The sequence below is a fragment of the Sulfitobacter sp. TCYB15 genome (genome assembly GCF_040435955.1).
GTDB lineage: Bacteria > Pseudomonadota > Alphaproteobacteria > Rhodobacterales > Rhodobacteraceae > Sulfitobacter > Sulfitobacter pontiacus.
In genome coordinates, this window is the sequence record NZ_CP159193.1 from 1,330,255 (window position 1) to 1,342,716 (window position 12,462).

The following is a 12,462-nucleotide window of genomic DNA, read 5'->3' on the forward strand; positions in this document are numbered from 1 at the left end:
TGTTTCCCGCGCTTGCGAAAGGGCGGCGTTTGCGGGCAAGAGAGGTGTATGAGGTTTACGTCCTATATGTCCCAAGCGCTGGAAGAGGCTCGCGCCGCCGCTGCCCGCGGTGAAGTGCCCGTGGGCGCGGTCATCGTGGCCCCCGACGGACAGGTCGTCGCGCAGGCGGGCAACCGGACGCGCGAGCTGAACGATCCCACCGCCCATGCCGAGGTGTTGGCGATCCGTGCTGCCTGTGCGGCGGCGGGGTCCGAAAGGCTGGGCGGGCACGCGCTTTATGTGACGCTGGAACCCTGCGCCATGTGTGCCGCCGCGATCTCTGCCGCGCGGGTGGCACGCTTGTACTACGGTGCGTCAGACCCCAAGTCTGGCGGTGTGGCGCAGGGGGCGCGGGTGTTTTCCCACGCGCAATGTCACCATGCCCCCGACGTCTATGACGCCATCGCAGCGCCCGAAAGCGAAGATCTGCTAAAGGCGTTTTTTGCAGAAAAACGAAAAGGATAGACCCATATGGCCCAACGGGACGAGCTGAGCATTTTCGTGCGCGACGCCTTGGCCGCAGGCAAGTCACGGGCCGAGATCACAGCCGCGCTGACCCATGCGGGCTGGCGCAGCGCCGAGGTGCAGGATGCGCTGAACGGCTGGGACGAGATGCCGTTCTCTCCGCCCATTCCGCGGCCTGTGGCGACGGTGTCTGCGCGGGACTTCTTTACCTATGCGCTGACGTTCTGCGTCTTGATCCTTGGCGCGTTCAATCTGGTTGTCGTATTACAGGCGCTGGTCGATGTGGTCTTTGCCACGGGCGACGGCGGCAGCGACCGGTCGATCCGCTGGGGTGTTGCGGTGTTGATCGTGACCGGACCGATGTATCTGTGGCTGACCTTGCGCGAGCGGCGGAAACTGGCGCGCGACCCTGCGCTGTACCGCTCTGCGATCCGCAAATGGATGATCTACATCGGCCTGCTTTTGGCCGCGCTGACGATGTTAGGGGATTCGATTGCCACCATCTATGCGCTGCTGACCGGTGATCTGACGGCGCAGTTCGTGCTCAAGGCGCTGGTGGTGCTGGTCGTCGCCGGGGGCATCTTTGCCTATTATCTGCGCGATCTGCGCGAAGAGGCCCCGGCGTGAACAAGGTGCTGCTGATGTGCATGTCTGTGCTGGTTGGCGGTGCTATCATTGGCGGCCTGGTCGTGGTGGGTGGCCCGCAGCACGCAAGGCTCGCCCAGCAGGACAGTCAGCGCCTCAGCGATCTGCGGACCTTGCACACGCATCTGATGTGCCTTGGTCACCCGGGCAAACCATTGCCGCAAGCGCTTGCGGATGACAGCTATTGTTCCGGCATGCGGCCCGGATTGCGCGATGTGCTGACCCAAGGCGACCCTGCAACGGGCGCGCCTTACGCCTATCAGCGCCTCAGCGATACCGCGTTCGAGGTCTGCGCCACACTGGCGCTTGACCCGGCAGAGGCGCGCAAAGCTGCGTTTGATCAAGACGCCATCGCCCTGCGCGCCAACGACACCCTTTGTTTCATCGGGGATCGCGCCGGTTTTGTGAACTAGGCCGTTTTACAGGCTGATCGGTTTAAGCACCTCGGGCTCGATCACATCCACGCCGGGCAAGCCGTCGATCAACACCTGCGCCGATTGTTCAAGCGCGTCGAAGGTGCGGTAGTGGCAGGGGATGACGGTCTTGAAGTCAAAATACCGTTTCGCCGCATAGGCCGCACCGGCCATATCCATAGTGAAATGGCCGCCCGCGCTGAGGATGCCGATATCGGGTTTATGGTAGTCGCCCATCCAATCCATATCCGCCATAATATCCGTATCGCCCGAGACATAGATCGTGCGGCCTTCGCCTTTGATCATAAAGCCGATCTCGGCCCCCATATAGACAGGCCCCGCGTCCCCATCGACGGAAGAGGAATGTGACGCAGGGACCATGGTTACATTGACCTTGCCGCAGCGGATGGTGCCGCCTTTGTTGAAGCCGGTGGTGTTCTCCACGCCCTGCGCGCTGAAATAGCCCATCAGTTCTACCATGCCTGCAACCGGCGCGCCGGTTTTCTCGGCCACCATCTTGAGGTCCTGGGTGTGGTCGAAATGCCCGTGGGTCACCAGAATTTGCGTCACGCCTGCCAATGCGGCCTCGTGCTGCGCGTCGTCCAGCATCGGATTGCCGGTGAGCCAGGGGTCGATGAGCAGAATCTGATCCTCGATCTCGATGCGAAAGCTGCCGTGGCCTAGCCAGATGATATCCATTTGGGTCTCCCTTATTCCGTGTCTTTAGCGGACTGTAGCGCGTGATGCCGCTTTGGGGAGCCTCCGGCGGGAGTTTATTTGGCAAAATGAAGGATCAACCGGCGCGATTGCGGGTCAGAGGCAGCCCCCAGACTTGCGGGGGCGGGCAGGGGGCGATAAACGGCACCCAATCAGATGAAGGAGCGCCCATGTCCATTGACGAGTCCACAGCCGCACGGGTGGCGAAACTGGCCCGCATCAAGGTCGAACCCGACGCCTTGCCCGCGCTGGCGCAAGAGTTCAACAATATCCTCGGCTTTATCGAGCAGTTGAACGAAGTCGATGTCGACGGGGTAGAGCCGATGACATCAGTCACGCCACAGGTGTTGAAAAAGCGCGAGGACGTGGTGCGCGATGGCGACCAACAGGCCAAGGTGCTGGCCAATGCGCCCGACGCGCGCGAAGGATTTTTTGCGGTTCCGAAGGTGGTTGAATAATGGCTGATCTGAATAAACTGGGCCTTGCCGATGCACGTGACGCGCTGCGCAAGGGGGATGTGACCTCGGCCGAGCTGACGGCGGCATGTCTGAGCGCGATCGAAGGCGCGGGCGCGCTGAACGCTTTTGTCCACCACACCGGTGATCTGGCGATGGATCAGGCCAAGGCAGCCGATGCGCGGATCAAATCCGGCGATGCCCCTGCCATGTGTGGTCTGCCCATCGGTATCAAGGATCTGTTCTGCACCAAAGGGGTGCCGTCGCAAGCTGCGTCGCGCATTCTTGAAGGCTTCTTGCCCGAGTATGAAAGCACCGTATCGCAGAACCTGCTGGACAGCGGGGCCGTCATGCTGGGCAAGCTCAACATGGATGAATTCGCGATGGGATCGTCCAATGAAACCTCCGTGTATGGCAATGCCGTCAACCCGTGGCGGCGTTCGGGCGATGAGACAGCGCTGACACCCGGCGGATCTTCGGGTGGGTCGGCGGCAGCTGTGGCGGCGGATCTTTGTCTTGCGGCCACCGGCACCGATACCGGCGGCTCGATCCGCCAGCCTGCGGCCTTTACCGGCACCGTGGGGATCAAGCCGACCTACGGCCGCTGCTCCCGCTGGGGCGTCGTGGCCTTTGCCTCGTCGCTGGATCAGGCGGGCCCGATGACCAAGACCGTGCGCGATGCGGCGATTATGCTGGGAGCCATGGCGGGGTATGACCCCAAGGACAGCACCTCTGCCGAGCTGGCGGTTCCTGATTTCGAAGCCGCCTTGACCGGCGACATCCGTGGCAAAAAGATCGGCATCCCGCGGGAGTACCGCATCGACGGTATCCCTGCCGAGATCGACAAGCTGTGGCAGGACGGTATCGCCATGCTGCGCGATGCCGGGGCCGAGATCGTTGATATCTCTCTTCCGCATACGAAATACGCCTTGCCTGCCTACTACGTGATCGCACCGGCGGAAGCCTCGTCGAACCTCGCGCGCTATGACGGGGTGCGCTATGGTCACCGCGCCAAGCTGGATCACGGCGACGGCATCACCGAGATGTACGAAAAGACCCGCGCCGAAGGCTTCGGGGCCGAGGTGCAGCGCCGTGTCATGGTCGGTACCTATGTGCTAAGCGCGGGCTTCTACGACGCCTACTACAACCGGGCGCGCAAGGTCCGCACGTTGATCAAGAAAGACTTCGAAGACGCCTTTGCGGCCGGTATCGACAGCATCCTGACCCCGACCACGCCCTCGGCGGCCTTTGGTCTGGGCGAGATGACGGATACGGATCCTGTGGCGATGTATCTGAATGACGTCTTCACGGTCACCGTGAACCTCGCGGGGCTGCCCGGTATCGCATTGCCCACCGGCACCAGCGAGACCGGCCTGCCGCTTGGCTTGCAGCTGATCGGCCGCCCATGGGAAGAGGCCGATCTGCTGTCTACCGCCTATGCGCTGGAGCAGGCGGCGGGCTTTGTAGCCAAGCCGCAGAAATGGTGGTAAACCCCCGCCGATAAACCAGAGCAGATAAAGCAGGTCCGATGATGATACGTTGTTCAATTGTTGCAGCCTTGGGGCTCGCCCTGGCGGCCTGCCAGCCCGCAATCCCCGACAGTGGACGGGGTGTCGGTTTTGACGGGTCGTTCGACGCCGCGCAATCCCAGCGGGATACAGCTTTGGCAGGCGGGGCGGTGGCAACGATGCCAGCACCCGCCACGGTGGACGCCACGCCGCTGGACGCTGTCGATGATGGCTCCGCTGCGGCGACGGCTGCGGAAACGGCACGCATCCTGGATGCCACGCGCCCCGGTGGGCTTGGCAATGATGCCGCGACCAATTCGGGTGTGGCCCCTGTGAACGCCAGCCCGTCCAACCCTGCGCCACCGGTGCTGGGGGCAGGGGGAATTTCGCAAGAGAACAACTTTGACGCCGTGGCTGATGAGCGCAGCATCGAAGGCGACGCGGCCCGCATCGCGGCCAACCGCGCGCAATACCGTGTGGTGCAACCCGAAGCCCTGCCGGATCGCGCCGATGCCGGCCCCAATATCGTGGCCTATGCTTTGCAGAACAATCACGCGGTCGGCACCCCGATCTACACCCGTCGGGGGTTCAACAAGCAGCGCAAATTCGCACGGGCCTGCGCCCAGTATTCGCACCCGGATCAGGCGCAGATCGCCTTCCTCAGTGCGGGCGGTCCTGAAAAGGACCGCTCCGGCATGGACCCTGACGGCGACGGATACGCCTGCAACTGGGACCCTAGCCCCTATCGCAAAGGGGTGCAGGGCTAGGCCCTATGGCAGACGCGCCTGACCGCTACCTTTCCCCGAACCATGGGCCGCGCCGCAACGGGCTGCGGCCCTCTTTGATCGTGCTCCACTATACCGCGATGGACAGCGCAGAAGCGGCCTGCGCGCGCCTTTGCGACCCTGCAGCCGAAGTCTCCGCCCACTATCTGATCACGTGCAAGGGCGAGGCTGTACCACTTGTCCCGGAAGACCAGCGTGCCTGGCATGCCGGAGCGGGGGAGTGGCGGGGTCAGGATGACATCAATTCACGCTCTATCGGGATAGAGCTGGATAACCGCGGCAATCACCCCTTCTCGGAACCGCAGATGGTCACGCTCGAAACCCTGCTGCGCGGGATCATGGAGCGGTGGTCGATCCCGCCCGAAGGGGTCATCGGCCATTCGGATATGGCCCCTGGGCGCAAGATCGACCCCGGACCGCGATTCGATTGGCCACGTCTGGCGCGTCAGAACCTTGCCGGCAAAGGCAGTCGGTACGCGGAAAACGACCGCGGATCCGACCCCACACCGGCGGCCTTTATCGCGGCGGCACATGCGGCAGGCTACACCGCCACCGATGATATTGATCTCCTGCTGCACAGCACGCGTCTGCGGTATGCCCCCTGGCGCAAGGGGCCGCTCTGCGCCGCGGATATGTCCCTCGGGCATGATCTCTAGCACCACACCGGTTTCCAAATGGTAAAAATCCTCGCCGAAGGCATCGCGGCGGGTGAAACTGATTGACCCCACCTGAAGTTAGGCGCTAGGCGTGCAGCGCGCGGAAGGCTGGATGGCCGCGGTCTTGGCAACAAGGTCGAGGAAAGTCCGGACTCCCAGAAGAAACGGTGCCGGGTAACGCCCGGGCGGGGTAACCCGACGGAAAGCGCCACAGAAAACAGACCGCCGCTTCGACGGGTCGGGCAACCGATACCACCGGGGAGGTAAGGGTGAAACGGTGCGGTAAGAGCGCACCGCGGAGGTGGTAACATCTCTGGCAAGGCAAGCCCCACCGGGAGCAATGCCAAATAGGGACCGCGCGTCGCGCCTGGCAACAGGCAAGGCGGGGCCACTTCTGCCCCAGCAGGTCCGGGTTGGCAGCTGTAGCTGTGCAGGCAACTGCATGGTCAGAGGAATGGTCATCCCCTGTCGCAAGACGGGGACAAAATCCGGCTTATAGGCCTTCCGCGCATAATCATGGTCTTTATCCCTGTTCTTCGGGGGCTTGGTCCGGAAAACTTCAATTTTTCCGGTTCGTTTGGGCTATGGGCAGGAAATAGCGGTTGACTCAGGCGCAGGCGTGACTAGAACCCAAAACTCAGGATTTCACGAGCGGTCGATCAGCGGCCTGCTCGTCGTTGCAGGAGAACGACTATGGCGAAGCCAACCACGATCAAGATCCGTCTGAACTCGTCCGCGGGCACAGGCCATTTCTACGTAACCAAGAAAAACGCACGTACCATGACCGAGAAAATGGTCATCAAAAAGTACGACCCCGTTATTCGTAAGCACGTTGAATACAAAGAAGGCAAGATCAAGTAAGATCTTACCGTCGACGCGATATGAAGGCCGCGCCTCGTGCGCGGCCTTTTGCGTTTTTCTACCTCGGACATGGGAACAGTCCTGCTGTCGCGGCTAAGTACCGGATGTGATCGCAAGGAGACGGGCAATGCCCAAAGAAGGCCATTACATCAACCGGAGCAACTGGTTACGCGCCGCTGTACTGGGGGCGAATGACGGGATTGTTTCCATCTCTAGCCTTCTGGTCGGCGTTACCTCGGCGGGGATGGCGAACGGAAATGTCGCCCTGACCGGTTTCGCCGGATTGACCGCGGGCGCACTGTCCATGGCCGCGGGGGAGTATGTCTCTGTCTCGGCGCAGGCCGATGTGGAAGCCGCCGATCTGGAGCGTGAGCGTATCGCGCTGGAGGAAGACCCGGACTACGAGTTGGAAGAGCTTGCCGAAGGGTTGGAGAACCGCGGCGTCGACGCCGCGCTCGCCGTCAAGGTTGCCACGCAGATGACCGACCACGACGCTCTTGGTGCGCATGCGCGCGAGGAGCTCGGTATGTTTGGCCTGGCAGGGCAGGCGAATCCGCTGCAGGCCGCCGGGGCCTCCGCGCTTGCCTTCGCTCTGGGTGGGGCCTTTCCGTTGATCGCAGCACTTGTCGCCTCTGCCGGATACGCTTTGATCGCGATTGCCGTGACCGCTGTGCTCGCTCTGGCACTGCTTGGCGGCGGCGGTGCACGGCTTGGCGGTGCGCCCATGCGTTCGGCGATTATCCGTGCGGTGGTCTGGGGCGCGCTTGCGATGGCCGTGACCGCTGCGTTGGGGCAAGCTTTCCACGTTGCGGTTTAGCTTGGTCGGGGGTGAGCTGGCGCCTAAGCTGAGACCTTTGAAATCATCACTTCTGTGAGCATTTCAAGAGGAGGTTCGCTCCTCTGCGGGGGTGCTTTTCTGCGCGCCCGACTGGAAGACGTACAGTCGCAAGGTCGTGTCGGCACGCTTGTAGAACCGAATGTCACTGAACGGACTGCTTAAGGGGGATCGCAGTTATACGGAAGCGTCGCGGGCAGATTAGGTAGTCGGGCCGACGGTTGTGATCACACCTAGGACAAAAGAAAGCGCCCACCGAACGGATGTCGATGGGCGCTCGTTCTTAGGTATTCCCCGCGTCGTGGGGAAGTCTGTTATTCGCGGTTGCCGAACAATTGCAGCAACATCATGAACATGTTGATGAAGTTCAGGTACAGGCTCAACGCGCCCATGATACCGGACTTCTGCAGCCATTCTTGGTCACCGTGATGTGCGTGCGCCAAGTAAGTGTTCTTGATGTTCTGCGTGTCATAGGCGGTGAGGCCAGCGAAAATCAGAACACCAATAGCCGAGATCGCGAACACAAGGGCAGGGGAGGCGAGGAAGATGTTCACGATCGACGCAACAACCAAGCCAATGACGCCCATGATCAGGAAGCTACCCCAGCCGGAGATATCCTTTTTCGTGGTGTAGCCCCACAGCGAGAGGCCCGCGAAAGCGATCGAGGTGATCAAGAAAATCTGGATGATGGAATAGCCCGTAAAGACCAGAAAGATCGAGCTGATCGAAACGCCCATGACGGCAGCGAAAACATAGAACAATGTCTGCGCAGTCGCGGCCGAGATTTTATTCATCGCGGCACCCAAGCCGAAGACAAACGCCAACGGTGCAAACATCACGACCCATTTCAGCGGCGACATATACAGCGCAGAGCCGAAGGAGGTCAGGTATTTGTCCGTGCCAATCTGCGCAACCGCGCCGGAAGGATCGGTCGTCACGGCCAGGCCGGAAATGGCCCAAGCCGCTGCAAAGGTGATCAACATGCCAATCGACATGGTGCCATACACCTTATTCATATGGGTGCGCAGCCCTTCATCGATAGCGGCGGCGCGGGATCCGGCCGCAGACCGGATTGTGTTCACGTCGGCCATGAATATCCTCCAAATAATAGACGTGTTGCAAAGTCGGTTCTCCGACCTCGGTATTGGGTCAAATATCGGCACACACGTCTTTGTTTTCAAGAGCTTTCGCATCCAATTCTAGCGCAGCGGGCACTATTGGCGTTTTGCTTTGCCAAATGTGGCGCAACATAGGCATTTCTTCCGTCGGAACACGCAGCCTTTCGGTTGCTCATCTGCGTGTCCGTGATGAATGAGCTAAAGAAGGGATATGAAGATTTGCCTAACGCGTTTGCGAATTTTGCGTCGCGGCGCTTTGCTGCGTCGTTCTCGCGGCTCTGAACGGTATTTTAAGGTTTAGACTGCAAGCCTTTTGCCCATGAAAAGGATGATTCTTCCCCGTGATATGCGCAATTGTGCCGTAACGTTTTCGTTATTTGCGCTAATCAGGCGGTATTTGGGTGCCGTGAGCAAAACATCGCGCACCCGCGCAGAATGTAGTGGCGAAGCTGAGGGACGGGGCTATCTTACTGACAAATATGGTATTCTTGAGCGTGAGAGGGGCAGGTCTCAATGTGTTGGAAATGCTGACACACAGCATTGCGGCGAATTTATGGTGCTCGGCTCAGGTAAAAAGTTTTGCGAGTTCCCGAACGCTTGCTACGTTCAATTCGCGTATAAGGGGTATTTTTCTCGCAGAAACAACGCTTGATTAAGTGCTGGCGCTGATTGGAATGATAACTGAACGTATGTCCATTTTCATTTTATTTGCGCATAGTGAGTATATTTGCAAGTAGCACGTTTTGTCGGAAATGACCACGTGAATTGGTCACTTCCTCTCCACAAATACAAGCGTCGAAATTATGGGCGCTGAGTTAGAAAGAAGATCGTGATGCCTCATAAAGTAGATGTTCATGTTGGTCAGCGAATACGGCAACGCCGTTGGCTGACAGGCATGACACAGCAGCGCTTAGCAGAACTTGTTGGCATAAAATTCCAGCAAATCCAAAAGTATGAAACCGGTGCAAACCGTGTCAGCGCGTCCAGACTTTGGGACATCGCCTTTGCCCTGAACGTGGACGTCGCCCATTTCTTTGAAGGTCTGGAAGCCGAAAAGCCTCAACCCGAAAAGGCCTTGGACAATATCCCCGCCGATCTGAGCGGAGATAAAGAGGCGATGGATTTGATCCGCTCTTACTATGCGATCCCCGAAAACCAGCGTCGCCGCCTGTTCGAATTGGCGCGTGTCCTCAGTGATGTTGCTTAACCTTTAGCGGGAAGTGTTATCTTGCAAGGATCTGGCGAAAGTGTCAGATCGGTAGCTATGATACCAAATATGCACTCCGATCCCGATATATTGCGTGTGGGCCATTTGCTGGCGGACGCCGCCCGTGCCGCGATACTTCCGCATTTTCGTCAAGCAGATCTGATTGCGGACAACAAATTCCAGTCGGGCTATGATCCCGTCACTGAAGCCGATCGTGCGGCCGAACGGGCCATGCGCGATATCTTGGCGCGCGAACGCCCCAACGACGCCATCCTAGGCGAAGAATATGGTATCGCGGAAGGGACCTCCGGGCTCACCTGGGTTTTGGACCCCATTGACGGCACGCGGGGTTTTGTCTCCGGCACGCCGACCTGGGGCGTGTTGATCGCGGTCAGCAATGCGGATGGGCCGTTTTTCGGGATCATCGACCAGCCCTATATTCGCGAGCGTTTTGTTGGGCATAGCGGCCAAGCAGAGGTGTCGGGCCCGTCTGGCGTTCATCCACTACGGACGCGGGGGGCGCGTGCACTGTCACAGGCGACCGTTTTCACTACTTTCCCAGAAGTCGGGACGGCATCCGAAGGGGCCGCCTTTGCCGAGGTGGCGCGACATGCGCGTTTGGCGCGCTTTGGGATGGATTGCTATGCTTATGCTTTGGTGGCCTCGGGGCAGGTCGATCTGGTCATCGAAGCGGGCCTGCAACCCTATGATATTCAAGCACCAATCGCCCTTGTCCAGGCCGCCGGTGGCATCGTTACCGACTGGGATGGCGGCCCCGCCCATCATGGGGGACGCGCTATCGCGGCGGCCAATGCCGATATTCACGCCGAAGCTTTAGAGTTTGTTAGGAATTGTCCGATATGACCGAACTGCTGATACGCAACGCTGATTATCTTTTGACGATGGATGAGACGCGGCGCGAATTGGTATCGGCTGATGTTTTGCTGCGCGATGGGGTTGTCGTGGCGGTGGGACAAAACCTGACAACTGAAGGGGAGGTGATAGAAGCATCAGGGTGCGTTGTGACGCCAGGGTTGGTGAACACCCATCACCACCTTTATCAGAGTCTGACGCGGGCGGTGCCGGGGGGGCAGGACGCGCTGCTGTTTGGCTGGCTTAAAACGCTTTATCCGATCTGGGCGCGGTTTACGCCGGATCACATGTATGTCTCGGCTCAGGTGGGGTTGGCAGAGCTTGCCTTGTCCGGCTGCACGTTAAGCTCGGACCACCTGTATATGTATCCGAACGGCAGCCGGTTGGAGGATACAATACACGCCGCGGCAGAGATCGGGATGCGGTTTCAGCCCACGCGCGGCGCGATGAGCATCGGGGAAAGCGACGGTGGGTTGCCACCTGATGCTTTGGTGGAACGCGAGGCTGCGATACTGGAGGATTGCATTCGTGTGATCGACGGTTTTCACGACCCATCGGCCTCTTCCATGTGTCGGGTTGGCATCGCGCCCTGTTCGCCCTTCTCGGTAAGTCGTGACCTGATGCGGGACGCAGCGCTGTTGGCGCGGGACAAAGGCGTGATGCTGCATACGCATCTTGCCGAGAACGACGAGGATATCGCCTATTCATTGGCGCAATTCGGCTGTCGTCCGGGTCAATATGCGCAGGATCTGGGCTGGGTCGGGCCCGATGTCTGGCATGCCCATTGCGTGAAGCTCGACCCGAGCGAGATCGCGTTATTCGCGCAGACCAAGACTGGCGTTGCACATTGCCCCTGTTCGAACTGCCGCTTGGGCTCGGGGATCGCGCCCCTTCGTGCGATGCGAGATGCCGGGGTTCCCGTGGGGCTCGGGGTCGATGGATCCGCAAGCAATGACGCCGGTAATCTTGTCGCAGAGGCTCGGCAGGCGATGCTTTTGCAGCGCGTTGCTGGCGGGGCGGATGCGATGAGCGCACGCGAAGCGCTCGAGATTGCCACGCGCGGCGGTGCAGACATCTTGGGCCGCCCCGAATGCGGGCGGATCGAAGTGGGGGCGCGGGCAGACATCGCCATCTGGGACGTGAGCGGGATTGAAAGCGCCGGGAGCTGGGATCCTGCGGCACTGTTGCTTGCGGGGCCGACAACGGTCCGCGATTTGCTTGTTGAAGGGCGCAGCGTCGTGCGGGACGGGCAGGTCGTGACCATAGATTTGCCCGCGCAGATCGCGCAGCAAAACAAGCTCGCGCGGGCGCTGCGGGACGCGATATAAACACGCGTGCCTCGGTCTTGGGAGGAAGTAGAGGCGCGGGTAGCGCGAAGGCGGGGGGAGTTGACGGTATGAATATTCTGCGAAGGCTGGCTTTGGCCGTGGCTCTGTTGATTGCCGCGATATCGCCTTTGCGCGCTGACCCACAGGCGGTTCAGATGTTGAATGCCATGCGCGCGCAGCAGGGGGTGGCCCCGCTGTCCTATGCACCGCGGCTAGAGGCCGCCGCACGGGCACATGCGCTGGACATGGCGCGGCACGGATATTTCGCGCACACGGGGCGCGATGGGTCTGGTGCTGGTGATCGGGTGCGGGCGCAGGGCTATCGCTGGTGCTATGTGGCCGAGAATCTTGCCAAGGGGCAGGGGGATCTGACGCAGGTCATGCGGGGATGGGCGCAGTCGGCACCGCATTATCGCAATATGATGAGCCGGAATGCCACGGGTTTTGGCCTGTTTCAGGGGCCGGACCGGATTTGGGCAATGGTTCTGGCCGCACCCTGTTAGGATGGGCCCGAAGCCGTCTCGCAAGGCGCGCCTACGGGACGCGCCGCGGGGAGT

Annotated in this window: 15 protein-coding genes and 1 other RNA gene; 14 read left to right on the forward strand and 2 right to left on the reverse strand. The window is 60.4% G+C overall.

What is annotated here, in order from left to right:
* The first annotated feature begins 48 nt into the window (after window positions 1-48).
* The 3 genes from ABM428_RS06310 to ABM428_RS06320 are packed head-to-tail and all read left to right on the forward strand — an operon-like array spanning window position 49 to window position 1,562.
* Window positions 49-504: a nucleoside deaminase gene (locus tag ABM428_RS06310; protein WP_353628299.1), complete on the forward strand. Its 456-nt coding sequence runs from the start codon at window positions 49-51 to the stop codon at window positions 502-504.
* A 6-nt stretch (window positions 505-510) separates the two neighbouring features.
* On the forward strand, window positions 511-1,131 hold the full coding sequence (locus ABM428_RS06315) for a DUF5671 domain-containing protein (RefSeq protein ID WP_168592421.1): 621 nt from the start codon (window positions 511-513) through the stop codon (window positions 1,129-1,131).
* Complete coding sequence (locus ABM428_RS06320; protein ID WP_353628300.1) at window positions 1,128-1,562, forward strand: hypothetical protein; 435 nt, start codon at window positions 1,128-1,130, stop codon at window positions 1,560-1,562. Before ABM428_RS06315 ends, ABM428_RS06320 begins: the two co-directional genes overlap by 4 nt.
* A gap of 6 nt (window positions 1,563-1,568) precedes the next feature.
* On the opposite strand, the gene ABM428_RS06325 is transcribed toward ABM428_RS06320, so the two are convergent.
* Window positions 1,569-2,261 (reverse strand): metal-dependent hydrolase, encoded by a 693-nt coding sequence (locus tag ABM428_RS06325; protein WP_289091240.1) that lies wholly within the window; start codon window positions 2,259-2,261, stop codon window positions 1,569-1,571.
* Between the two features lie 188 nt (window positions 2,262-2,449).
* On the opposite strand from ABM428_RS06325, the gene gatC reads away from it, so the two are divergent.
* The 7 genes from gatC (at window position 2,450) to ABM428_RS06360 (ending at window position 7,361) form a co-directional block, all read left to right on the forward strand.
* Window positions 2,450-2,737, forward strand: coding sequence for an Asp-tRNA(Asn)/Glu-tRNA(Gln) amidotransferase subunit GatC (gatC, locus tag ABM428_RS06330; RefSeq protein ID WP_005852277.1), 288 nt, complete (start codon window positions 2,450-2,452; stop codon window positions 2,735-2,737).
* A complete protein-coding gene (gene gatA, locus ABM428_RS06335; RefSeq protein ID WP_064217402.1) occupies window positions 2,737-4,224 on the forward strand; it encodes an Asp-tRNA(Asn)/Glu-tRNA(Gln) amidotransferase subunit GatA in 1,488 nt (495 codons plus the stop codon). Before gatC ends, gatA begins: the two co-directional genes overlap by 1 nt.
* 38 nt (window positions 4,225-4,262) lie before the next feature.
* The gene (locus ABM428_RS06340; protein ID WP_074635520.1) at window positions 4,263-5,009 is read left to right on the forward strand and encodes a hypothetical protein; all 747 of its coding nucleotides are present in this window, start codon (window positions 4,263-4,265) and stop codon (window positions 5,007-5,009) included.
* 5 nt (window positions 5,010-5,014) lie between these two features.
* Window positions 5,015-5,683, forward strand: coding sequence for an N-acetylmuramoyl-L-alanine amidase (locus tag ABM428_RS06345; RefSeq protein WP_353628301.1), 669 nt, complete (start codon window positions 5,015-5,017; stop codon window positions 5,681-5,683).
* Window positions 5,684-5,783: 100 nt separating this feature from the next.
* Window positions 5,784-6,195, forward strand: an RNA gene (gene rnpB, locus ABM428_RS06350) — RNase P RNA component class A.
* A gap of 181 nt (window positions 6,196-6,376) precedes the next feature.
* On the forward strand, window positions 6,377-6,544 hold the full coding sequence (rpmG, locus tag ABM428_RS06355; RefSeq protein ID WP_005852281.1) for a 50S ribosomal protein L33: 168 nt from the start codon (window positions 6,377-6,379) through the stop codon (window positions 6,542-6,544).
* A 127-nt stretch (window positions 6,545-6,671) separates the two neighbouring features.
* A complete protein-coding gene (locus ABM428_RS06360) occupies window positions 6,672-7,361 on the forward strand; it encodes a VIT1/CCC1 transporter family protein (protein WP_132996909.1) in 690 nt (229 codons plus the stop codon).
* Window positions 7,362-7,693: 332 nt separating this feature from the next.
* On the opposite strand, the gene ABM428_RS06365 is transcribed toward ABM428_RS06360, so the two are convergent.
* Entirely contained in the window at window positions 7,694-8,470 is a 777-nt protein-coding gene (locus ABM428_RS06365) for a Bax inhibitor-1/YccA family protein (RefSeq protein ID WP_005852283.1), read from the reverse strand.
* Between the two features lie 859 nt (window positions 8,471-9,329).
* On the opposite strand from ABM428_RS06365, the gene ABM428_RS06370 reads away from it, so the two are divergent.
* The 4 genes from ABM428_RS06370 to ABM428_RS06385 all read left to right on the forward strand — a co-directional run bounded on the left by ABM428_RS06370 (window position 9,330) and on the right by ABM428_RS06385 (window position 12,408).
* Window positions 9,330-9,704, forward strand: a complete 375-nt coding sequence (locus ABM428_RS06370; protein ID WP_132996908.1) for a helix-turn-helix domain-containing protein — start codon at window positions 9,330-9,332, stop codon at window positions 9,702-9,704.
* 69 nt (window positions 9,705-9,773) lie between these two features.
* Window positions 9,774-10,568, forward strand: coding sequence for a histidinol-phosphatase (gene hisN, locus ABM428_RS06375; RefSeq protein WP_132996907.1), 795 nt, complete (start codon window positions 9,774-9,776; stop codon window positions 10,566-10,568).
* Window positions 10,565-11,905 carry an 8-oxoguanine deaminase gene (locus ABM428_RS06380; RefSeq protein WP_184582642.1) on the forward strand — a complete coding sequence of 447 codons (1,341 nt, stop codon included), beginning with the start codon at window positions 10,565-10,567 and terminating at the stop codon, window positions 11,903-11,905. Before hisN ends, ABM428_RS06380 begins: the two co-directional genes overlap by 4 nt.
* 68 nt (window positions 11,906-11,973) lie before the next feature.
* The gene (locus tag ABM428_RS06385) at window positions 11,974-12,408 is read left to right on the forward strand and encodes a CAP domain-containing protein (protein ID WP_132996905.1); all 435 of its coding nucleotides are present in this window, start codon (window positions 11,974-11,976) and stop codon (window positions 12,406-12,408) included.
* Window positions 12,409-12,462: the final 54 nt, after the last annotated feature.

Coding starts and splice junctions, on each gene's coding strand:
- ABM428_RS06365 (WP_005852283.1), bottom strand. CDS start 8,470: ATGGCCGACGTGAACACAATCCGGTCTGCGGCCGGATCCCGCGCCGCC.
- ABM428_RS06310 (WP_353628299.1), top strand. CDS start 49: ATGAGGTTTACGTCCTATATGTCCCAAGCGCTGGAAGAGGCTCGCGCC.
- ABM428_RS06345 (WP_353628301.1), top strand. CDS start 5,015: ATGGCAGACGCGCCTGACCGCTACCTTTCCCCGAACCATGGGCCGCGC.
- ABM428_RS06380 (WP_184582642.1), top strand. CDS start 10,565: ATGACCGAACTGCTGATACGCAACGCTGATTATCTTTTGACGATGGAT.
- gatA (WP_064217402.1), top strand. CDS start 2,737: ATGGCTGATCTGAATAAACTGGGCCTTGCCGATGCACGTGACGCGCTG.
- ABM428_RS06315 (WP_168592421.1), top strand. CDS start 511: ATGGCCCAACGGGACGAGCTGAGCATTTTCGTGCGCGACGCCTTGGCC.
- ABM428_RS06385 (WP_132996905.1), top strand. CDS start 11,974: ATGAATATTCTGCGAAGGCTGGCTTTGGCCGTGGCTCTGTTGATTGCC.
- ABM428_RS06370 (WP_132996908.1), top strand. CDS start 9,330: ATGCCTCATAAAGTAGATGTTCATGTTGGTCAGCGAATACGGCAACGC.
- ABM428_RS06325 (WP_289091240.1), bottom strand. CDS start 2,261: ATGGATATCATCTGGCTAGGCCACGGCAGCTTTCGCATCGAGATCGAG.
- hisN (WP_132996907.1), top strand. CDS start 9,774: ATGCACTCCGATCCCGATATATTGCGTGTGGGCCATTTGCTGGCGGAC.
- rpmG (WP_005852281.1), top strand. CDS start 6,377: ATGGCGAAGCCAACCACGATCAAGATCCGTCTGAACTCGTCCGCGGGC.
- ABM428_RS06340 (WP_074635520.1), top strand. CDS start 4,263: ATGATGATACGTTGTTCAATTGTTGCAGCCTTGGGGCTCGCCCTGGCG.
- ABM428_RS06360 (WP_132996909.1), top strand. CDS start 6,672: ATGCCCAAAGAAGGCCATTACATCAACCGGAGCAACTGGTTACGCGCC.
- gatC (WP_005852277.1), top strand. CDS start 2,450: ATGTCCATTGACGAGTCCACAGCCGCACGGGTGGCGAAACTGGCCCGC.